At 34.0% G+C, this 22,882-nt stretch carries 21 protein-coding genes; 7 read left to right on the top strand and 14 right to left on the bottom strand.

Annotated features, from left to right (window positions below; all coding sequences use genetic code 11):
• Positions 1-55 precede the first annotated feature (55 nt).
• Positions 56-1,285 carry a PQQ-dependent sugar dehydrogenase gene (locus RB618_RS14550; RefSeq protein WP_308069395.1) on the top strand — a complete coding sequence of 410 codons (1,230 nt, stop codon included), beginning with the start codon at positions 56-58 and terminating at the stop codon, positions 1,283-1,285.
• A gap of 139 nt (positions 1,286-1,424) precedes the next feature.
• Here RB618_RS14550 and RB618_RS14545 read toward each other — a convergent pair whose 3' ends face one another.
• From RB618_RS14545 to RB618_RS14520, 6 genes are all read right to left on the bottom strand, one after another.
• Positions 1,425-2,039, bottom strand: coding sequence for a thioredoxin family protein (locus tag RB618_RS14545; RefSeq protein ID WP_308069394.1), 615 nt, complete (start codon positions 2,037-2,039; stop codon positions 1,425-1,427).
• A 6-nt stretch (positions 2,040-2,045) separates the two neighbouring features.
• Positions 2,046-2,522 carry a TlpA family protein disulfide reductase gene (locus tag RB618_RS14540; RefSeq protein WP_308069393.1) on the bottom strand — a complete coding sequence of 159 codons (477 nt, stop codon included), beginning with the start codon at positions 2,520-2,522 and terminating at the stop codon, positions 2,046-2,048.
• Between the two features lie 111 nt (positions 2,523-2,633).
• On the bottom strand, positions 2,634-3,290 hold the full coding sequence (locus RB618_RS14535) for an Imm19 family immunity protein (RefSeq protein ID WP_308069392.1): 657 nt from the start codon (positions 3,288-3,290) through the stop codon (positions 2,634-2,636).
• 9 nt (positions 3,291-3,299) lie between these two features.
• Complete coding sequence (locus tag RB618_RS14530) at positions 3,300-3,674, bottom strand: hypothetical protein (protein ID WP_308069390.1); 375 nt, start codon at positions 3,672-3,674, stop codon at positions 3,300-3,302.
• 25 nt (positions 3,675-3,699) lie between these two features.
• The gene (locus RB618_RS14525) at positions 3,700-5,049 is read right to left on the bottom strand and encodes a DUF6138 family protein (RefSeq protein ID WP_308069389.1); all 1,350 of its coding nucleotides are present in this window, start codon (positions 5,047-5,049) and stop codon (positions 3,700-3,702) included.
• 31 nt (positions 5,050-5,080) lie between these two features.
• On the bottom strand, positions 5,081-5,779 hold the full coding sequence (locus tag RB618_RS14520; protein WP_308069388.1) for an SMI1/KNR4 family protein: 699 nt from the start codon (positions 5,777-5,779) through the stop codon (positions 5,081-5,083).
• A 281-nt stretch (positions 5,780-6,060) separates the two neighbouring features.
• On the opposite strand from RB618_RS14520, the gene RB618_RS14515 reads away from it, so the two are divergent.
• A complete protein-coding gene (locus RB618_RS14515; protein WP_308069387.1) occupies positions 6,061-6,975 on the top strand; it encodes a DsbA family protein in 915 nt (304 codons plus the stop codon).
• Positions 6,976-7,070: 95 nt separating this feature from the next.
• Here RB618_RS14515 and tnpA read toward each other — a convergent pair whose 3' ends face one another.
• Positions 7,071-7,532, bottom strand: coding sequence for an IS200/IS605 family transposase (gene tnpA, locus RB618_RS14510; protein ID WP_111376797.1), 462 nt, complete (start codon positions 7,530-7,532; stop codon positions 7,071-7,073).
• A 292-nt stretch (positions 7,533-7,824) separates the two neighbouring features.
• Positions 7,825-8,298: a CinA family protein gene (locus tag RB618_RS14505; RefSeq protein WP_308069386.1), complete on the bottom strand. Its 474-nt coding sequence runs from the start codon at positions 8,296-8,298 to the stop codon at positions 7,825-7,827.
• 338 nt (positions 8,299-8,636) lie between these two features.
• On the opposite strand from RB618_RS14505, the gene RB618_RS14500 reads away from it, so the two are divergent.
• The 3 genes from RB618_RS14500 to RB618_RS14490 are packed head-to-tail and all read left to right on the top strand — an operon-like array spanning position 8,637 to position 9,871.
• A complete protein-coding gene (locus RB618_RS14500) occupies positions 8,637-9,125 on the top strand; it encodes a hypothetical protein (protein ID WP_308069385.1) in 489 nt (162 codons plus the stop codon).
• 33 nt (positions 9,126-9,158) lie between these two features.
• Positions 9,159-9,557 (top strand): hypothetical protein, encoded by a 399-nt coding sequence (locus tag RB618_RS14495; RefSeq protein ID WP_308069384.1) that lies wholly within the window; start codon positions 9,159-9,161, stop codon positions 9,555-9,557.
• 41 nt (positions 9,558-9,598) lie between these two features.
• Positions 9,599-9,871, top strand: coding sequence for a PrgI family protein (locus RB618_RS14490; protein WP_308069383.1), 273 nt, complete (start codon positions 9,599-9,601; stop codon positions 9,869-9,871).
• Between the two features lie 74 nt (positions 9,872-9,945).
• Here RB618_RS14490 and RB618_RS14485 read toward each other — a convergent pair whose 3' ends face one another.
• From RB618_RS14485 to RB618_RS14465, 5 genes are all read right to left on the bottom strand, one after another.
• The gene (locus RB618_RS14485) at positions 9,946-10,314 is read right to left on the bottom strand and encodes an STAS/SEC14 domain-containing protein (RefSeq protein WP_308069382.1); all 369 of its coding nucleotides are present in this window, start codon (positions 10,312-10,314) and stop codon (positions 9,946-9,948) included.
• Between the two features lie 366 nt (positions 10,315-10,680).
• Positions 10,681-12,450 carry a RagB/SusD family nutrient uptake outer membrane protein gene (locus RB618_RS14480; RefSeq protein WP_308069381.1) on the bottom strand — a complete coding sequence of 590 codons (1,770 nt, stop codon included), beginning with the start codon at positions 12,448-12,450 and terminating at the stop codon, positions 10,681-10,683.
• 5 nt (positions 12,451-12,455) lie between these two features.
• The gene (locus tag RB618_RS14475) at positions 12,456-15,737 is read right to left on the bottom strand and encodes a TonB-dependent receptor (RefSeq protein WP_308069380.1); all 3,282 of its coding nucleotides are present in this window, start codon (positions 15,735-15,737) and stop codon (positions 12,456-12,458) included.
• A gap of 69 nt (positions 15,738-15,806) precedes the next feature.
• Positions 15,807-16,730 carry a FecR family protein gene (locus RB618_RS14470; protein ID WP_308069379.1) on the bottom strand — a complete coding sequence of 308 codons (924 nt, stop codon included), beginning with the start codon at positions 16,728-16,730 and terminating at the stop codon, positions 15,807-15,809.
• An 84-nt stretch (positions 16,731-16,814) separates the two neighbouring features.
• Positions 16,815-17,339 (bottom strand): RNA polymerase sigma-70 factor, encoded by a 525-nt coding sequence (locus RB618_RS14465; protein ID WP_308069378.1) that lies wholly within the window; start codon positions 17,337-17,339, stop codon positions 16,815-16,817.
• 263 nt (positions 17,340-17,602) lie between these two features.
• Between RB618_RS14465 and RB618_RS14460 the strand changes: the two genes are divergently transcribed.
• Positions 17,603-18,661, top strand: a complete 1,059-nt coding sequence (locus RB618_RS14460; RefSeq protein WP_308069377.1) for a phosphatidylinositol-specific phospholipase C1-like protein — start codon at positions 17,603-17,605, stop codon at positions 18,659-18,661.
• Between the two features lie 323 nt (positions 18,662-18,984).
• Positions 18,985-20,907 carry a metallophosphoesterase gene (locus tag RB618_RS14455; protein WP_308069376.1) on the top strand — a complete coding sequence of 641 codons (1,923 nt, stop codon included), beginning with the start codon at positions 18,985-18,987 and terminating at the stop codon, positions 20,905-20,907.
• A 311-nt stretch (positions 20,908-21,218) separates the two neighbouring features.
• Here RB618_RS14455 and RB618_RS14450 read toward each other — a convergent pair whose 3' ends face one another.
• Positions 21,219-22,844, bottom strand: coding sequence for a glycosyl hydrolase family 18 protein (locus tag RB618_RS14450; protein WP_308069375.1), 1,626 nt, complete (start codon positions 22,842-22,844; stop codon positions 21,219-21,221).
• Between the last annotated feature and the right edge of the window lie 38 nt (positions 22,845-22,882).

Below are 22,882 nucleotides of genomic sequence, written 5' to 3'. Positions count from 1 at the left end.
TTCGAAATGTTCGATAATGCAAAAATTTAATTTTAACCATTAAAACGAAAGCATTATGATTATTCAAAAAAGTATATTTCTTCTTGCTGGAATTCTAGCTTTAGGCAGTTGCTCTAATAACGACAATACTGAAGGAGGCACAGATCCAGGACCAACAGGGCCACCTGTAGAAACAGGAACCGCAAACACCACTTATCAGCCCGCATTTTCAGGGCAGACACGCGCAGGAAGCATTCAAACTACTACCGAAATTGAATCTAAAGTAATCACCAGCGGTTTAAGCGCTCCATGGGGAGTTGCTTATCTTCCTGACGGACGTCTGCTTGTAACTGAAAAAGCGGGAAAAATAAAAATCGTAACTCAAGCGGGTGTTATCGGCAATGCCTTAACTGGCGTTCCTGCTGTTAATCCTGATAGCCAAGGTGGTTTATTAGGAATTTGTCTTGATCCTGCATATGCTACAAACCGAATGATTTACTGGGTATTCTCTGAAGTTGTTGCTGGCGGAAATATTACCGCTGTCGCGAAAGGCAGAATTTCAGACGACGAAAAAGCGATTGAAAACGCAACGGTTATTTATCGTTCAAACACTCCGAACTCAAGTACACTACATTACGGAGGCCGAGTTTTATTTGACAAAACAGGAAATTTATTTGTGAGCATTGGCGAAAGATCTGTGCTAGAAACTCGTCCGTTGGCGCAAGCTGTAACGAGTAGTTTGGGTAAAATTGTACATATTACAACAAGCGGACAAGCGGCTCCAGGAAATCCTACTTTTACACAAACGGGAGCCTTACCAGAACTTTATACTATTGGCCACAGAAACCCGCAAGGATTGGCTATGCATCCGACCACAGGAGAATTATGGCAAAGTGAACACGGTCCAAGAGGTGGTGACGAAATTAACCGAATCAAAGCTGGAGCAAATTATGGCTGGCCAACAATTACTTACGGAATTGAATATAGTGGTACGAAAATTGGAGAAGGTATTACACAGCAAACCGGAATGGAACAGCCTGTTTATTACTGGGATCCTGTAGTTTCGCCAAGCGGAATGACGTTTTACGCTGGAAACCGCATTCCTGAATGGCAAAATAATCTCTTTATTGGGGCTTTAAGCGGTATGCATATTGTTCGTTTAGCTTTTAAAGACAATAAAGTAGCTGGAGAAGAAAGACTATTAGCTGGAGAAGGACAAAGATTTAGAGATATTACACAAGGAAAAGATGAAGCATTATACGCCGTTACCGATCAAGGAAGACTTTACAGAATAGATAAAAAGTAAACTTGTTCATCTATACATGCCAAAAGAAACGCCCCATATTTGGGGCGTTTGTATTTTATGTTTTTTTTGTTTCAGGTTTCAGGTTCCAAGTTAAACGCAACAGAATAAAACTTGAAACTTTAAACTTGAAACAAAAAACTTAAGCTTTTGCTTTTCTTTTTACGGTACAGCCAATTTCTTTAGTTTGCGTAATTGCTGGTTTCTGTCCACTTTTTAATGATGCGATTACATCTTCTGCATATTTTATTTTCTGCGGATTATTTCCTTCTGGATCATTATCGATTGCTCCTACGTATTCTACAACATTTCCTTTTGCTGTTTTAGAAACGATAAAAATATGAGGCGTACGTTTTGCTCCGTACTCATCAGTAATTTTTTGTCCTGGGTCAAATAAATATGGGAAAGGATATTTTTTCTCTTTAGCTAAATCTTGCATTTTTGCAAAAGTATCTGCATTAGAAGCTTCTGGATCATTTGGATTGATGGCGATTACTGGATATCCTTGCGATTTGAATTTTTTATCCAAATCGATAATTCTTTGCTCATATCCAATTGCGTACGGACAAGTGTTACAGGTAAAAACAACGATATATCCTTTTGCATCTTTAAAAGTTCCAAAAGAAACATCTTTGTTATCCACATTTTTCAGTTTGAAATCTGGAGCTGCATCGCCCGCTTTAAGTGTTACAGCATTTTGTGCATGAGATAGAAATGCAGAAAATGCTAATGCTAGTAATAAGATTATTTTTTTCATAATGGTTTACAGTTTTTTATATTCAGTTAATAATTGTTCATAGGTAAATTCGCTTTCGACAAATTTTCGTTTATCGTTTTTAACAAAAAGCGTTGCCGGAATACTTCCAGACCAACTCGGATCTATTCTATCAATAAATTCTTGTGGACTGCTTTCGTTTAATAAAAAGACTTCATTTTTTAAATTTTTCCTTTTCACAAACGGAATTACATTTGATTCTAGTTTCGATTTAAAATCTAAACTTACCAATAAGACAGCCAGTTTTTCTGATTTGTACTCTGCTCCTAATTTCTCAAAATGCGGCAGTTCTTTTATACAAGGTGCACACCAAGTTGCCCAAAAGTTAACGACATAAGTACTGTCTTTCCCATTTTTGATTCTCTCGTTAAGCTGATTGATATTTATCAGTTTCACACTCTGACTATAAGCCGAAACCGAAATAATACCGAATAAAAATATATAGAAAAAAGGCTTTACTTTCATGAGAAGAATGCTTTAGAATTAATTTGTTTCCTACAAATATAAAATAATGATAAATTAGTTTTTGTTAATGAAAGTTTAATGAGTGTTTTAAGCTGCTAAGTAGCTAAGATTCTAAGGTACTAAGTTGTTTTTCAAGACCTTATTCAATTTTATTATATCTTCTTTGTAACGTGGGTAATCTGTTATATTTCTTACGCTGTGGTTTTCAGTATTTGTCAATCCAATGTCGTTAATTTCTAGAAATGGATATTGCATCACTAATCCGTTTAAAATACAATCTGCAATATATTCTGAATGTGTTTCAAACTTTGGAATTGCATTTAAATGTTTTATAATTATCGGTTTCAAAATAGCTTTTTCATTTTCTTGTATTCCCGCCATTGGAAGAAAAAGAAGAAATAGATTGGAATATTTTTCGAAAGACAACAATTCTTCCAAAGTAAAAAACCAAGCTTCAAAATGTCCTCCTAAATTGCCGATGTAAATATCATTCAAAAAGAAACTGATTTCATATTCGGCAAATTCAACTGCATAATTTAAATCATCATTTATTTTCCCAGCAACATATCTAGGGTTTTCTTCTATATCGTTTTGATTGAAAAACTTCCATTCCCATTCATAAGCTTCCGTTTCATTAATTTCTACAACTTCTAGAACCTCATCAATATTGAGTTCTTCTTTTTCATCATAGCCTCTTGAGCAACAGAAATAATACTTCCAGAAAAAAGTATTATTAGTAAGCTCTTCAATTTGTATTGGTTTATTCATGTTTAAATCTTACTTAAATTCATAAACAAAAGGCGGATATCCAGCTTCACTATGTTTTAATTGTGTAGGCGTTCTAAATCTCATGCTTATTCTTAACTCAAAAATTATGTTTTCATTTGTTCGTTCACTTAAAATCACTTTTATCCACAATGGATATTTATAATTAGGCAGCGCCAAAAGATCTACAACCTCATCTAACGTAAATTGTTTACTTAGATTTTTCTCTGTTAAAATCCATAATCGAGCAAAATCATCCGTTGAATTATATTTTGCATTCTCTTCTTTAATTGGAGTTATAGTAAAGAGAATTGTTTTATTTTTCAATTCCTTTACAGCTTCTTGTATGGTCTGAAATAAGTTACTTTTAAACTGCTCTTTATCCATAAAACATCAACTATATAGATTCTTGTTACAAAAGTTTTTCAAAGATTTCTTTTTCTCCATTTGTAAGCTGTTTGCTAATTTTAGCAAAATTCTTTTTCTCGCCAAATGTTGTATACATCACACCTTCCCAGCAATAGTCTGCCATTTCCTGAACATTAGTACCACTATCTGAATATTCTTTTAAATCTTCTTCCGTAAAATAATAAGAAATAAAATTCTCTTTACTATCCAATAATAATTTCAAGCTATTTTCATTTATAAAATAAGAAATGAACGCTTTATTATGCGGATGTTCCTGCATCGATAAAATGGCATTGATATAGACTTTTATTGATCTCTCATTTATTCCGAATTTCTCTAGAAAAACTGGCGTAAATTTCTGCTGAATAGACTGATGTTCACCATCAATTGTTTGATAATAATCTATTAGTGTATCAAAATATTTTCCGTCTTGCAATCCTAAAGCAAAAACAGCAAAAGTCGAAGGCATAGCACAATTTTCGGCTTCAAGATTGGTGTACCATTCGTATTTCTTTTTAGTAAGATCAATATATTCTAAAATGCTTTTATGCAGATTTGGATATTTTACCGCTCCTCCAAAAAGATAATTCTGTCCGCATTTTGGAAGCCCTTTAATAGGAAGCAGTTCTTTTTCTTTTGATGAAAAAGTAATTTCGAAGCTTTTAGGAAAATCAGATTTCAAAAGGCTATTTACGAAGTTTAATGCTTTTGCGTAACTTTCTTCTGTTTCGGTAATCAGTTTAAGACTTATTTTAGCAAAAACATCATTTGCTTTACCCACAAAATCTTTGTCTTTATATTCTGTCAGCTCTTTTGGAATTTTTCCTGTTCCGTTTTTCTTAAGCTGTTCTACTTCATCAGAACCCAATTCTGTCACAACATCAAAATACTCATTTGCCGTAACTGTCGCATAACTTGGCCCATATTTAATATGTGAGACAGCGATATAACATATAAAACTTAAAAGTTCTTTCTGTTCTTCTGTCAATATGGGTTTCGGAAGCTCTTCTTTTGTTTTTGGTATAAAAATCTTGTATTTGCCTTTTTTAACTCTCTCAAAACTATTAAAAACCAATTCCTCTGCTTGTAATCCTAATGAATAGCGGTAACTTTCAAATCCTGTAAGTTTTCTTAGTTTTTCTACAAATGAAATATAAAACTCTTTTGAGAAAGGTCTAGTCTGAAAAAAATATTCAATTATTGGCGATAACAGAAATTTTTCGCCCGAATCTAATACATACGGACTTGGATATGCTTTATCTATTTTAACTGTATTGTTATCAATCGCTTCAATGAATTTTTCTAAAAGCGCTTCGTTGCCTTCTATTTTTACTAAATAATTTAATTCTCTCATTGTTTATTTTATTGTCACATTTTTAATTTGATTACTCTTCATCATCCTCATCATATTCTTCATCATCATAAGAAAGATAAGACCAATCAATATCAACAAAATCAAGAATGGCATCAAATCGTTCCTGATCGCTTGATCCAATAAAAGCTCCTGTGCAATTGTTTTCTTTATCGAATGACAAACTGATTACATCATAAAAATCATCTGTATATACTTTTTGATTCTCTCTGCTAATTTCGGGAACAAGCGAATACTTTTCTTCAACCGACTTTACAACTTCAGAATCAATTTCTCCTAAATAATTTCCGTTAAATTGAAGTCCGCCCAAAGTACCGTTGAAAACTGCCATCAAAAGAAAAAAGTTCTCCGTTGTCTCAATTTCTATTTCCCAATCTGATTTTTCTATTGTATCGTAATTGCCATATATTGGCGGATTATCCTGCGATAGATCTTCCCTTTTAATTCCCCAAAAAGCTACGTTTTGATTTTCTTCGTAAAAAACTAAAAAATCATCATCTGAGAATCCCATTTCATTTTCAGGTTTCAAAAGTCTGTTAAAGCAGTAATTGAGGTTTTCTTCTTTCCCAAGTTCCAGATAATATTCTTTGATTTTTGAAGGAAGTTTTACGTTTAATGTTTTCTCAAGATTGAGAATCTGATTTTCTGAAAATCCGTAGTTTTCATTTTCAGATAGGTTATAAAGGCGTTTAATCTTTTGAATGTAATTCATCTTTGGCTTCTATTTTTACGAAGTGAAAAATAAACAATTAATTACAAGCCTGCAATTACTTTATAATGATAATCTCACTTTTATGCAAAAGCAATTTCTTAAAACTAGGATATATTTTCTAGTCATGTTTTTTTGACTAATTGACTGGCTATGATATTCGGCTCAACTTTGCAATAAATTCATAAATCCGAGAGTACCTTTTAAAAACTATTATGAAAATACTGTCGATACTATTAATCCTGATTTGCACTTCAAGCTGCCAGTCACAAACAAATTCAAAAATGAGCGAAGACAAAATAAATCCGTTATTATGCGATCCTGTAAGCGGAATGTGCGAAATGCCTGCTGGCGAAAAATCGAATACCAAAACAGCTATTCCAACAAAAAATAAACCGGTTAAAATAATTTACTATACCGACCCTATTTGTTCATCTTGTTGGGGAATTGAACCTCAGCTTAGGAAATTAAAACTAGAATACGGCGATTATTTTGAAATTGATTATCGAATGGGCGGTTTATTGCCAGATTGGAGCTATAACAGTGGCGGAATAAGCAAACCATCTGATGTTGCACACCATTGGGACGAAGCTAGTTTGTATTACGAAATGCCAATTGATGGAAATGTTTGGCTTGAAGATCCGTTAGATTCTTCTTATCCTTCGTGTATTGCTATGAAAGCAGCGCAAATGCAGAGTAAAGAAAAAGCGGTTTATTTTATGCGTATTCTTCGCGAAAAGCTTTATCTCGATAAAAAGAACATTGCCAAATGGGAAAATATAGCAGAAGCTGCAAAAATCGCAGGTTTGGACGTTCCGAAACTAAAAGCTGATTATGATGATGCCGAAGAACTTTTTCAAGAAGATTTAAATTTAGGAAAAACTCTTGGCGTAAGAGGTTTTCCAACTTTATTTTTAGCCAACGCTGATAATAATCAGTTAACTGTTTACGGTTCTAAACCTTATGATGCTTATGAAAATGCTTTGCTAGCTCTGTTTCCTGAGGCTAAAGCGAAAAAGTTTGAGAATAAAAATTCATTATCAATTTTTGAAATTTATCCAACACTTGCTCCAAAAGAATATGCTGTAATTCACAACATCGCAGTTAATGAGGCAAAAATTATTTTAGAGGAATTATTCAGCAAAGGAAAATTGGATAAAAAGACAATTAAAAATGGTTCGCTTTATAGTAAGAAATAATTAAAAGAATACTGAAATCATGTTCCGCTAGGAACATCTCATTGGTAGAAAAAAAATATGTACATGTTAATTTCGTCCCGTAGGGACGTTTGGTGTTATAAAATTGGTTCTTTAAAAATGTATTGATAATCGAATTCTATTTCAAATGCTTTCAATAATTTTTGATACTCCTCTAAAAATGTCTCTTTTTTATGATGCTGTTCTTGATTCTGAATATATCTAATAACATTTGGAACATGGCTTCTTGAATATGAAAAAGCGCCATATCCTTCTTGCCATGAGAAATCAGGTGATAATTTTTGTTCTTTAATCCATTTGCTGGTTTCTGTTTTTACATTTTGAACTAATGAAGAAATGGATTGAGTAGGACGCATCCCTATAAAAATATGTATATGATCTGGCATGCTATTAATACATAACATTTTATGATTGTTCGCTTGAATTATACCCGTAATGTATTGATGCAATTTGTCCTGCCAATCCTTTGCAATTAATGCTTTTCTGTATTTCACTGCAAATACAAATTGTATATGCAATTGTGTGTATGTATTTGCCATTACCAACCAAACGTTCCTACGGAACGAAATAAACATGATTAATTAAAAATTCTACCGATGAGATGTTCCTAACGGAACATTTCTTTTCTCACCAATACGAATTTTAAAAATAATCGCTTTTGATATGCCTTCTAAAAGTCTTTAGAATATTATTTTAAGACAAAATATTTCATAGGAGCATTTCTTTATAGAATAGAAAGAATTAAAAAAATGTTCCGTTAGGAACATCTCATCGGTAGCAAAAAAAAATGTTTGGTTGGTTCACGTCCCGTAGGGACGTTTGACTGGTTTATTAAATCTCTTTCAAAATCAAATCAGCAACAACATCTATTGCCTGATTAATAATCCCATCTGGAGTTCCTTTAAACTCAAAACGCTTGGCAATTTGTTTTTCGCCAAAAATGATATGGATGAAAATGGTTCCAACAGGTTTTGAGTCGCTTTCGCTTCCGCCTGGTGTAGTCAGTCCTGTTAAACCAACGCAAATATCTGAATTAATATAGCGATAAAAATTTTGCGCCATCAACTTGGTAACCTCAGCAGATTCTGCACTATATTGCTCAATAGTTCCCCACGGAATGTGTAGTAAATCTTCTTTCATAGAAGAATGATAACAGACTATTCCTCCTATTAGAATTCTTCCAGAATTAACAACTGTAGAAAATTCATAACACAATTTTCCAGCAGAAGCGCTTTCTGCAAATGCTATTGTTAAGTTCTTTTCTATCAAAGCTTGACAGCATGCGGTTACCTTTTCTGATGCCATATTGATTTATTTTTAATTGCACATAGTTTCAATCTCAAATGTAAATTCTTCTAATAGAGTAAACTTACATAATTTCTTACAATATTTATATTATAAGTAACTGTTAATTATGCAACTATCGTTTAATTTTTTATAAAAACTTCCATCATATATTTGGTAAATTTGTAAATAGAGCTTTTTTCAGTCACATAGTATAATCCACAGAAATAATATAAATGCCAAAATGCCGTGACTAATAAAAGTTAGGATTAGACAATTACAGTAAACTGTAAAGAATTAACTAGTCTTCTTTATGAAGGTTCGATTTTGAAAAAATAATAATCTTAAAAAATAGTATTATGGAAAAGCAGCACAACCATGAATATGGTCAGTTTGATCCTGATTATATAGAACAAAATACTCTTGTTGACGGAACATATTCTAACGAGGATGAGTTCAAACAAATTTTGAAAAAACATGACAATCGAGAATTTGGTGAAAGCGATCCTGATTATTATGAGCAAAATATGGTGATTGACAATGACAATTATGCACGTGATGAAGATCCGTACCAGTATCAGGAAGAATTTATTGAAGATTCTGTGCTTCCAAAAGGAGATTTTGAGCCAAATACTACTATTCGTTCAGAAAACATTCCCAATCAGGAAAGAATTATCAACGAAGATGACGCTATTACCAACGATGGCACAGAAGACGATTTAAACGATGAATATCATCCTGATTTAGATTACGAAAATGATCTAGAAAAAGACGAAGATTTTGATAAGGATGAAGAATTGGACGATTTTGACGCAGAACATTATCCAGAAAATCATCCTAGAGAATAGCCAAAATTATCGTAAATTGTAATGTATTAATTTATGGACATAGCAGTTCAAATTGTCTGGCTTTTTGTATTAGCAATTCCAATTGCTTGTATTAGCTGGACTGTCACACACGAAGAGATTTTTAGAGAACCGCATGAATGGTGTGTCAGACATTCAAAGAATGACAGATACATACTGTCAAGAAAGTTCTTTTATCTCCTGACCTGTGAATATTGCTTTAGCCACTATGTTACAATTGCCTTTTTGATCATCTGCGATTATAAACTTTTGTTAAATGACTGGAGAGGATATATTTTGGCAGGGTTTTCTCTAGTTTTTATGGCAAATGTTTATATGAGTCTTTTTGCTCTATTGCGCCAAGCTATAAAAAAAGAAAAGGTCGAAATTGAGAAAATTGAAAGTGAAACTGACACTGAAAACAGTAAGAATTAAAAAAAAATAACAAATAAGTATAATTAAAATTAATTGGCATTATGGAGAATTTGAATTTTATAGACCCATTATTACACGGAATTAAACCTGAAAGCAAACCGTTAAACCTGTCAGTAAAACAAATGGTATGTGCTGGTGTTGGTGCTCTTTTAGCATCGGCAGTTTTGAATAAAACAGGACATAAAAAAGCAAGCGCTGTTGTAGGAAGTCTTGCATTACCAATTTTAGCATCGGCTTGCTATAAAAAATACAGTCAAGTATCTAAAGAAAAAATTGATGCTCAAGCAAGCAGCGGTATCGAATACAATCATTAAACGTTTAAATAAACTATCATAAAAAGAGCACTTATTTTGATATAAGTGCTCTTTTTTATTTTTAAGACGATTGATTACGAAATATTTCCTTCAACCCAATTTAATGCTTTATTAAAATCTATTTTTTTATAACCACGAAACTCGCCTGGAACAATGTAACTAAATCCATTTGTGAAAGAGATAATTTCTTCTGTATCTGTAACAATTGCCGCTCTATTCCATTTTCCCAAATGCTTAAGTCCCAAAAGTCCGTCTTCTAACCAAGCACCTGGCGTAAAATTTTTAATGTCTGTATCTAACACCAATAAAAAATTAATTTCATTGATTTGTTTAACCAAATGTTCAACCGCTGGAGTTACTGTAATCAAAAAATCTTCTTTACTTACTTCAGCCAATGCTCTAAAGGCAACAATATTATCTGTAGTATCAATTTGATGTATCATGATTTTTATACTTTTTGAGTTAATTTATGAAGTCTTATTTGGAACATTTTTACAATGTTTAACACCAGCTCAAATATACTCATTATCAATCAGATAACACTTACATTTAACTATTCGTTTATTATATTTTTTTAAGGTTCTTTTTAAAGATACTAAGGTTCTGAGATGCTAAGATTCTAAGTTTTTTTCTGTGCTGTAGAGATGCGCTGCAGTGCATCTATCCCAAAGTTTTTCCTTTCCTAACTACTAAAAATTTAAGTCTGTAAAAGAAACTTAGAATCTCAGAACCTTAGCACCTCAAAAAAAAGCCTGCTTTTTTGAAACAGGCTTTTTGAAAAAAAATAAAAAATAAACTAACACACAAACTTAATTGTATCCTTGATTTTGTTTGAATTCCTTAGTCACATCAATTGTTGACTGTGGGATTGGGAAAACTCTTCTAAAGGGTTGTGAAGCTGCTTTTGCTGTTCCAGCAAGATCAAATTTACCAAAACGGATCATTTGTGGTCTTCTGTATAATTCCCAATACAATTCGAAACCAATTTCGTTATATAAAACAGTTTGGTCGATTGCAGTCAAAGCCTTTCCAGGTGTGCTTCCGTATAAAGATTCTCTTTTTCTGCTTGTACGCAATTTGTTCAAATCTTCCATTGCCTGAGCCGTATTTCCTTTTCTGAAATAAGCTTCAGCTCTCATAGTATAAATTCCTCCCAAACGATATAACGGAATATCAACATTACTGTTTCCATTTCCTCCTTCTGGATCAAATTCATATTTAAAAACACGTGCTCCCTGATTGATTTCGTTCTGAGCAAAAACTGCCTGAGCTGGATTTTTGAAAGTTAAAGAAGGTGTAAAATCCATTCTCGTTGTTGTGCTTTTTTCCATGTATAATGGAGAAACTTTAATGCGTCCGTTAACCATTTCCAAAGAACCAGAAGACAATAAGATTGGCCCGTATTGAGGCCCAAATTCAATTCCTCTATTAAAGTGGAACCAAGGTAAATTAGCGCTTTTCGGAACAATATCTGTCGCTGGAACGCTTACATCTGTACCGTCGTTTTTAAACCAAGTTCCGTCAGAGTATTGGTATTTCTGCTGAAATCTCGGATCGTCGTGATTGCCATCCCATGTTGCAAAAAACTCAGGAGTTGTACAAGCCGCATTTGTTCCTCTATTGGCGGCAGAAGTTCTTTGGTTACGCTCCATACACACATAAGCAAAACTGTTTGAACCATTTCTGATGTAATCTATCTTTTGAGAAATGGCAAAAATCAATTCTTTCCCTTTGTCATTGTCTCTTGCAAAGTTTTTAAAGTAATCACTTTCTAAAGAATATTTTCCAGAATCGATCAGCAATGAAGTATAATAAATCACACGATCCATATCTGTTCCTGTACCCGTTGCAGCAGCTTCTGTAAAATTAAAGCTTGAAGATGCATTGAAACGATCTTTAAAAACGGCACGATTCAGATACATCTGTGCCAAGAATCCATAAGCAGCTTCTTTTGTAAATCTACCATGATGTGTCTGCTGTGTACCCATTTCTGCTAAATCTGGCAATAAAGCTTCAACATCTTTTATCAATTGATCGATTTGGGTATCGGCTTTTAAAATCTGTAAAGGCGCATTCGGATTCATCGGATCTCTATAAGGCGCTTGTCCGTACAAATCTAAAGTTGTGTATAAATAATACGCTAAAAGTCCTTTCGCTTCCGCTAAAAACAATTTCTTCTCCGGAATTGAACTTTCTTCAACTGATTGGATTGCGGTTAACGAACGCGTAATTCCGTTTGTCAATTTATTCCAGTTATCCACTACAACAGCATTATCAGATTTCCATGTAAACTCATGCATATCTCTCCATTTTCCTCCGTCTCCCCAGTCACTTCCTCGAGTTGGCAAAATCGCCTCATCGGTTGTATATTCTTGTAAAGAAAAAATACCGCCGTGATCTACAAAAGTTCCATCTCCTAAACGATCGTAAGCTGCCGCTAGAGCTCCAGCTGGGTTTGAAGCATCTTCTCCTAAAACCTCATCCAGAACCACTTCGTCAAGATTGGTACAGCTTGCAAAAAGCCATATAAAAGAAAATATTGCTACTGTTTTTATATTAAAAATTGTATTTGTCTTCATAATAATTATAGTTTTAAAGTTGCTCCAAAACTGAATGTTCTAGAAGTTGGATAACTTGCATAATCGATACCGATAGATTGGTTTCCTCCGTTAGATTTCGGACTATTGATTAACGGATCGTAACCTGTGTAATTTGTAATCGTAATTAAGTTCTGACCTGTAACATAAAGTGTTAATCCGTTGATCCAGTTTAATCCTTTTAAGTCAAAATTGTAACCAATTCGAGCTGTATTCAATCTGATGAAATCTGATTTTTCTAAGAAAAGAGTTGACAAGATTGGTGAGTTAGCAGGATTTGCTCCAGACTCATAATAACCCGTAGCTACGTTACGATCAGACGCAAGGTTGTTGATATTTAAGGCATTTAAACCAGTATTATTCAACAAATAACCTCCTGTTTGTCCGATGATAGAAAATGAGAATGTAAAGTTTTTGTATCTCATATCACTATTAAATCCGTAATAGAAAGTTGGCAAAGCTCCTTCTATAATGATTCTATCACTATTGTCAATTTTACCGTCTCCATTTTGATCTTTAAAGATATTTGCGCCATTTGCATCAAAACCAATGTGCTCTAACAAATAGAATGATCCAGCTGCGTATCCGCTTTTATAGATATTGGCATTTACACCCGATTGTCCTGGACCTGAAATTGTTCCTGTTAAGATTTCTGAAACCGGAAGATCTTCAATTTTATTATTCAATGTTGCACCGTTCATGTCAATATTCCAAGAGAAATTTTTAGTGTCCACTATTTTTGAACCTAACATAAACTCGATTCCTTTATTGATAATTTTCCCGTCAATATTCGTCCATATTGTAGTCGTTGGACTCAAAGCTTGAGAAGGAACATTCAAAATCGCATCCGTAGTAGTTTTATTGAAATAATCTAATGTTCCGTACAACTTGTCATTCCATAAATTGAAATCTAAACCAACGTTATATTGCGTTACAACTTCCCATTTCAAATCAGGATTTGGTGTTCTATTTACAGAAACTCCGTTCACTAGATTCAAATCGTCGTATAAATAATATCCGTCAGCTCCAGATAAAGAGTAGCTTGCCTGAGTAATTTTATTTTCAACTTCTTGGTTTCCTGTCTGTCCCCAGCTTGCTCTAAGTTTTAAATTGTTTAATGTCGAAGAATCTTTTAAGAAACTTTCATTCGCAATATTCCATCCTAAAGCAAATGATGGGAAATAACCGTATTTGTTGTTTTTACCAAAACGAGTTGATCCGTCACCTCTCATCGAAGCTGTTACAAGATATCTGTTATCAAAATTATAATTCAACCTTCCAAAATAAGACTGTAATTCATTTTCCTGCGCATAACCAGTTGTTCCCGATTGAGTTCCTTTAAAACCTGGGTTGATTGAAGGTGGAACACCTTCACCTTGGTTTGAAATTCCGTCAATGCTGAAACTTGTTCCTGATCTTTCAAATTTTTGGTAGGAGAAACCAGCTAAAGCTTCGATCTTATGTTTATCTAAATTCAAATTGTAAGTCAAATAATGCTCAACCAAAGAGTTTTTAGAATCTAAATTATTTTGAACATATTTCCCTTTCGGATTCAAATCGGTTAAGTTTGGAAAAATAGTTGTATTTCTTTCCGCCATAGAACGGTCAACACCTATGTTTAATTTATATTCCAATCCGTCAATAATTCTTAGAGAAGCTTCTAAGTTTCCTAAAACTCTCAACGTTCTAGTTTGATCTTGGTAAATACTCAACAAATAAGCTGGATTGTAATGCGCATTCATATTGAAGTTGGTGTAATTTCCATTTGCATCAAAAACAGAACGCGTTGGATTTGCCATTAACGTATGCACAATCAATTGTCCGTTAGAACCACCGTCATCACTTGTTGGAACTCCGTCATCTTTAGTTTCACTCGCCGTAAGGTTCATTTTTACTTTCAAACGTTTGTTATCCAAAAATGATTCTGCCGCATTAATTCTTCCAGAAAGACGTTTGAAATTACTGTTGCGAACCACACCTTCCTGATCCATTTGAGCAATCGACGCATAATAGTTTCCAGAATCTGTCTGTTTAGAAAAAGACAGCGAATTGTTTGTTGTAATAGCTGTTCTATAAATTACATCTTGCCAATCTGTATTTCCGCCATGATCGAATGCTTTATCTTTAATCGCATTTCTATATTCGCCAGCACTTAAAACATCAAGTTTGTTAGCCACAGTTGCAACTCCTGTATAAGTATCAAAAGTTAATGTTCCTTCACCTTTAGAACCTTTTTTAGTTGTCACCAAAACCACTCCGTTAGATCCTCTCGCTCCATAAATCGCAGAAGCCGATGCATCTTTCAAAACCGTAATCGATTCAATATCGCTTGTATTCAAAAAGTTCAGCGGATTTTTAGCCGAAGAAGTTCCAAAACCAACATTACTTCCTGAAGGGCTCACATCATCATTTGACAACGGCACACCATCTACAACAAACAAAGGCGTACTTCCGCTTCTAATAGACCCAACTCCACGAATTGTTACATTTACTCCTGCTCCAGGCTCACCGCTTGTGTTTACAACACGTACACCAGCAACTTTTCCTTGCATTAAATTATCTACAGAAACGTTTACACCTTGCTTGAAGTTTGCGGCTTCTAACTGCGTTACAGCTCCTGTAACATCTTTTTTAGATTGTTTTCCGTATCCTACAACCAAAACTTCATTTAATTCTGCGGTAGCTGGCTCTAACTGAATGGTCATAAAAGTGCTCTGTGCAGCAAGCGTTTTAGTTTTATATCCTACATACGAGACATCGATTGTTTTTCCTTCTCCAACAGTAAGTTCAAAAACTCCATCAAAATCAGTAACGGTTGAGTTTGAAGTGCTGGTTTCGATTACTGATGCTCCTGGAATTGGCACTTTATTCTCGTCAACAACTTTTCCTTTTATTTTAATTCTTTCAGGCGCTTTTGCATTTACTACTTTTGGCGCAGCTGTTTTTTGAATTAAAATTAATTTCCCATTAATGTTATAATTAAAATTGGCTTTTTTAGAAAGATCATTCAAAATTGCTGTAATAGACTCGCTATTATAGTTTACTGCATAAGCTGTATTATCAGCAATTACAGCTTGTCCATAGCTGAATTTGTAATCTGTCTGCTGTGTTAATTTTGAAAAAATAGAGACAAGGGTAGCTTTTTCTATTTTATTTGCTACTTTTGACACTTTTAATAAAGTTTTACTATAACCGCTCTGAAAGGCAAGTAAAGCTAGAACTAAAAAGACAAAACTCTTTAGATTTAAATAAGAAGGTTTAAAATACATGATTTAAGTAATTGTTTTTACGATGCTTAATTATTAATGGCAGTTGTTCCCGCAACTGCTTTTTTGTTTTTAATCCACTTTTACTATTTCGCCATAAACTTTGAATTTTAGGTTTGTGATATAATTTATTTGTTCCAAAACATTTTCTAATGTCGCGTCCTTCTTGATGAATACCGTTAACGGCGTTGCTAATACTTGTTTATCATCATACTCAAATGAAACTCCGTATTTATATTGTAAAATGGTAATTACCTGTTTTAAAGTGGTTTGCTCTAGCGTTACATCTTCATTATACCAATTGATCAAAAATGCTTTGTCTGCCTGCTGTTTAGTCAATTTTTGAGATTCGAATAACGCTTTCTGATTCGGTACCAAGTCAACGCTCTGCCCTTTTCCAGAAACATTTACTTTTCCTGTTACCACAATTACTTTACAGTTTAATTTTGATAATTGAATGTGGAAAGAAGTTCCCACAACTCTGGTTTTTATTTCGCCCGAATGAATAATAAAAGGATGCTGTTTGTCTTTGGCAACTTCAAAAAACGCATTTCCTTTTACTAAAGAAACCGTTCTTTGATCGCCTTCAAATTTTTCAGGATACTGAAATGATGAGTTTGCTGCCAGATAAATTTTCGAACCGTCACTTAATTGGATAGATTGGGGGATCGATGACGTTTTAAATGTGATTTGTTTTTGGTTTAAAACATTTGGTCTCAAGAAAAATCCTAAACCAAGCAGAAAAAGAATGCTGGCAGCAGTTATATATTTTAAATAAGGACGGAAAGATCTTTTCTTTCCAATTCTTAACTGAATTTCATCGTACATATTTTGAGATTCGATTTCTGGGTTTCCCATAAGATCATTATCCCATTCTGATTTTTGATATTCGCTGAAAGCAAAATCATGTAATAAATTTTCTTCTGCCATTGAAGTTTTTTCTCGCGAACTTTTATCCAGCAGAAATTCTAAACTATGTTTGATTCTTTTTATCATAAATACTTATTGTTATAAATAAGTACCAGAATCTCGAAATCGTACTATCGCCAAATATTACGAAAACATCAAGCGAAAGTTATTTTAAAATTTTTGATTGAAAATAATGAATGGAGCTAGCCAGGCCAAGTCTTTTAAGCCTTCACGAAGTTGTTTTACCGCCGATGAAATCTGATTTTTTACGGTTTGTTTAGAAATTCCAAGTTCCTCTGCAATCTGATCGATTGTCATATCTTGAAATTTATACATCAGCAAAACTTCTTTTCTTTTTTCTGGAAGTTTGTCTAATGCAGCATAAAGCAGATCCATCACTTCTGGATCTATTGTCGAAAAATTATCTATAATGTAGTCTTCAAATTTTTCTTCTAAAATAGTCTTATCAAAACGATTGTTCTGATAATGTTTGAAAACCTGATTTTTTACAGCCCGAAACAAAAAAGGTTCAATTGCATTAATATTCAGTTCTTCTTTTCTTTCCCATAAATCCACAAAAACATCCTGAACAATGTTCTGCGCCAAATCTTTGTCCTGAGTCATCGTATAAGAAAATGCATTAAGCTTTTTCCAATATTGGTTATACGTTAGTTCAAAAATTTCAGGATTATTCATACGGCAATTACAGGCTTTTTAATATCGTAAAATAAGGAAATGAAAAGCCAATGCTTTTTGTGTCAAGGTTATCTTTAAATTAACAAATAAACACGTTTGTTGTATTAATACTACTTTTTCAAGACAGAAATAGAAATGTCTTTGCGATTTCTTTTTTTTAATCTAACATCAAAATCGGGTATGTCATTTAACTTAGTCCCTTTCAAAAAATGCAATTTTCTTTTGATGCGTCCCCAGTCAAACATTAATTACATTTTAGAATCATGAAATCATTTTTGTTCACCTTATTATTAGCAGGAGCTTTAAGCGCTCAGGCACAAAACGACAATCTCAAAATTAACCAACTTCAGGTTATCGGATCGCATAACAGTTACCGCCACGCGATCGAAACTGACTTATACAACACTATTCAGGCACGAGATACTTCTCGTTCGCTTAAAGGTTTACAGTACACTCATATCAGTATTACAGATCAATTAAACAAAGGTTTACGTAATCTGGAAATTGACATTTTTGCTGACGCGAAAGGCGGAAAATATGCGCACCCGAAAGGCCTAGATATTGCAAAATCTGAAGAAGCTTACGACCCAAACGGACTAATGAAAAAACCCGGATTTAAGGTTTTTCACATGCCAGATATCGACTTTAGAACTTCTGCTTATACGTTCGAAATCTGTCTTCAGGAATTAAAAAAATGGTCTGATGCCAATCCAGATCACGTTCCTGTTTTCATCACTTTAGAACCAAAAGACGGCGATGCCAATTTCTTCGGAACAAAACCAGAAGATTTCACCGCATCAGTTTTTGACGAAATGGACAAAGTAATCCGTAAAGAATTAGGAAAAGACAAACTGATTACGCCAGACATGGTTCGCGGAAAATATAAAACACTTGAAGAAGCAGTATTAAACAATAATTGGCCAACATTAAAAGAAGCAAAAGGAAGATTTTTATTCTTATTAGATAATAACGGCGCAAAAAGAGATTTGTACGCATTGAATCATCCGTCCCTTAAGGGACGCGCCGTTTTTATTAACGCCGAACCAGGAAAACCAGAAGCTGCAACTTTGTTTAGAAATAACTCTGAAGATCCGACAATTAAAGATTTAGTAAAAAAAGGATATATAATAAGAACCCGCGCCGATTCTGATACCAAAGAAGCGCGTAAAAACGATTATTCGCATTTTGAAGCAGCTAAAAAATCAGGTGCACAAATCATCACAACTGATTATTATCTGCCAAGCACTTTCTTCAATTCTCCTTATCAGATTAAATATGATGATGGAAGTTATGTTAGAAATAATCCTGTTACTGTGCCATAATTTTTTTCTTAACCGCAAAGAGCGCAAAGATTTATGTAAAGTTCGCGAAGTTTTATGCATACAGTTTTTCAAACATAGCCCGCGGTTTCAACCGCGGGAACGTTCAGGTAGAAAACATGGATGATGTTCGTTTAGAAATGCAAAGAACGATGATATACATTGTGTTCCTGCGGTTGAAACCGCAGGCTATGTTTGATAATTATTCTTTTTAAAATCTCAAAATCCACAAAGCTTTGCGAACTTATTTATTTATAAACTTCGCTCAAAACCTTTGTGAACTTTGCGTAAACTCTTTGTGAACTTTGCGTTAAAAAACAAAACCTATGAATTCAAAATTTACCATAATAGCTCTTTTTATTTTTTTCAATTATACGATTTTAGCACAAAAAGCAAAAAACCTCAATGGAACACAAATCGCATTTTTATCAGATGTGCATTTACAGGATTTATTCGGCAAGCTTTCAGACTCCGATTATAAAGGCGTTCTAAATCCGAAAACGGGAGAATACACATTGTTGCGAACTATGTCATCACAACTTCATTCTACGCGCATTTTCAATGAAAATTATTTCGCTTTTATAGCAGCTTTAGAAGATATCGCAAGGCGAAAAATAAAATACGTTGCACTTCCAGGAGATTATACAGATGACGGACAACCCATTCACGTTCGCGGACTAGCAACAATATTAGAACAATACACCAAAAAATACGGAATAGAATTCTTCATCACCACAGGAAATCATGATCCGGTTGGGCCTTTTGCTCAAGAATCGGGAAAAGAAGATTTTTTAGGAAAAGATGGTAAAAGTCAGCCCATTTTTAGCAAAGACGGCCTTTATAAGCCCAATTTAAACATCGAACAGCCAGTAGTTGTTACCGCCGATATTGCTAAAATGGGTTATTTAGGAATTACAGATCAGCTTCACGATTTTGGTTTTCATCCAAATAAAAAATACAAATTTTGGGCAACTCCGTTCTCTAATTATTCAAGTGAAAATTATACATTCGAAAAGGCTGTAGAAAGTGCAAAATTGGCAAATCGCGTATATGAAGTAGCGTCAGGTTATGAAGTTCCAGACGTTAGTTATGTTGTAGAACCTATCGACGGACTTTGGCTCATGGCTATTGACGGAAATGTTTATATACCAAAGAAAAATGCTTCCGCAGAAAAAGATTCTAAAAATTACAGCGAAGCCAGTACAGGTTATAACAATGTGCTTTCTAACAAAAAACATCTCATAAAATGGGTTGAAACTATTTCGGCGGAAGCCAAAAAACAAGGAAAAACATTAATCGCTTTCAGTCATTTCCCAATGATTGATTTTAATGATGACTCTTCCGCGGAAATAAAAGAATTGCTCGGTCCAAACAAATGGCAATTAAACCGTGTTCCTGTTGAAGAAGTAGCGCAGGTTTTTGCAGATGCAGGATTAAAAATTCATTTTGGAGGACATATGCACATCAACGACACAGGAGTTCGAACTTCTGCAAAAGGAAATACTTTGGTTAATATTCAAACGCCATCGCTTGCGGCTTATATTCCAGCTTACAAACTATTGACTTTCAAAAAAGATAACCTTGTAGATATTCAAACCATTACTATCGATGATGTTCCGAGATACAACGAACTTTTTGATTTGTATAAAATGGAATATCAGTTTCTAGAAAGTCAGCATGCTCAAGATATTTGGAATATTGATATTTTAAAAACGAAAAACTATCATGATTTTACCGATTTTCATTTGAAAGAATTGGTTCGACTTAGATTCTTAAAAGACGATTGGCCTTCTGCTTTCAAAGATTTTATATTGAATATTTCTGCGAAAGATTTATTGGTTTTAGCCAATATGCAATCGAATCAAGATTTTGATTTTATACTAAAAAACAAAGAGCAATTTCAAAAACAATGGAAAGAAGCTGAAGCTAAATCAGAAAAAATTCTAACCCAGAACAATCTCAAAAAAGAAAATTTCAATTGGTCTGGTTATGATCTTCTAGTAGATTTTTACCGCTTTAGAAGTGCAGACGAATTGGCTCTTGCCGATGTTGGAATTCAAAGAGCAAAAGAATATAAAGTCTTGTCTCATTTATTTTTAGAAGGTTCTAAAGCTAATCTTTCGAAAGACACTGCGCTTCAGAAACAGATGAAATTATTTCTTATCATCTTCAATAAATTTATGCATGAAGTCCCAGCAGATCATTTTACAGTTGACTTGAAAAATGGAGAAGTTAAGAGCGCCAAGTGATTTATTGTAAGGGATATTTTTTTTTAACGCAAACCATATTTTTTTAACGCTAAGAACGCTAAGGTTACGCAAAGTTCGCGAAGTTTTTTCTAAGCTCATTTTTATAATATAAAAAAGTTCGCAAAGCTAAAACTTAAAGCTTTGTGAACTTTGACTGCTAAAGATTTTCTCAAAGTACTCTGCGAACTTTGCGAAAAATCTTAGCGAACTCTGCGCTACAAAAAAAGGCTGTCAAAAAAATGACAACCTTTTCATCACATTAAAACCTAAAATTTAATGTATCTAAAACCATTATGGCAAATGGGTTAGGATTATTTTTTAATAAAACGTCTTACCGTTTTAATTCCGTTTTTCTCAACTGAAATCAGATAAATTCCTGTTTTTAAAGTCGAAACATCAATGCTGTTATCATTTACAGTTTGAGAGAAAATAGTTGCTCCGCCTTCTGTATTGATGACATTTACATTTCCACCAGAAACCTCTGTACTAAAGAAAAGCTGACTTTCAGTTGGATTCGGATAAATCTCTAAACTCGCAATTGATTGTTCTGTACTTGCAGGCGCAGATTTAGCAGTCGCTCCAGATTTAGTGATTTTAAACCAGTTTATATTAAAACCAGTGTTTTGAACATATATCCCGAAATTATACGTTCCTGCATTTACGTTTACGGTTTGAGTAATCGTCTGCCAGTTTTGCCATCCGCCTGTATTAGGAACATTTATAGCACCTAGCTGAATCGTTCCTGCATTTAAATCAGATGATAATCTACCTCCTGTAACCGCACTTGAAACACGATATTCTATTTGATAAGAACCAGAAGTTGGAAAATTAATATTGTAATACGCCATCCAATCGCCTGTATCGCAATATCCAACATTTAATCCACCGCCAGTATCGGTTGTTGCTTCGGTTTGAACACCGCTCATTGTATTGTAATTTTCGGCCTGAATTGTAGTTCCGGTTGCTGGAGGATTACTTCCTGTAATTACCTGATTAATGGCATTTAACAAAGATTTAGTTCCTGTTGCATCTTGAGACAATTCCCAAATCATAACTCCACCTGCATTTTGAATCGCAAAAGTTGTTTTTTGTTTAATCGTTGGAATTCCGTTATAATAAATTGTATTTCCTACCTGATCCAAGTTTTCAGCTCCTGGATATTGCGCTACGATATTAGCATAAGAAATTCCCTGATTAGCAGAAGCTCCAAAACCGTAGCCATAAAATGGAAGTCCGATAATAGCCTTACTTGCTGGCAATCCTCTTCCTGTCCAGTAATTAAACTGATTTACCGCCATGCTATAAGGAGAATGCTGACCCGGATTGTTTGGCGCCCAAGGCCCTGTTGCATCATAAGCCATGATATTGATCCAGTCGTAAGCCGCAAAAGTAGATGAAGGTACATTGGTACCACCATATCCTTCTGAAAGCGCTGCTGAGATCAATTTACCATTGGCATGCAGTTTATTGGCCAAAGCGATTACAAATCCGCCATAATCACCATTAATCGCAGGGCCTTCCAAATCAACGTCTACTCCATCAAAATTGTGAGCCACCACATAATCGTAGATTTTCTGGATAAAAGCCGTTCTGTTTGCTGGCGCAATCAGATTAAAATAATTGTCACGAATTGCTCCGCCTTCTGAAACTGAACCTCCTCCAAGCGATACAAAAACTTTTACGTTTTGCGCATGCGCCGCATTAATGATGGCATTACTTCCTGAATTAAAACTTAAATAACCATTGGCATCAGGATTTTCGAACGCAATATTAATATGCGTTAATTTACTGTACTGAATGGTGCTCGAAAAAGAATTCAAATCGATCCAATTCGGAATGTAAGCTATCACTTTCTTTTGGGCCGAAACTAAACTAAAGGCTCCCAACACTAAAATAATCATGCATTTCTGCAGCATTCTTCTGTAATTGTTTTTCATAATAATTGTTTTAATAGATTAATAAACTCGTAAACATG

It is taken from the genome of Flavobacterium sp. LHD-85, from assembly GCF_030929595.1.
Classification (GTDB): domain Bacteria; phylum Bacteroidota; class Bacteroidia; order Flavobacteriales; family Flavobacteriaceae; genus Flavobacterium.
This window is presented reverse-complemented; position numbering and strand designations above follow the sequence as displayed.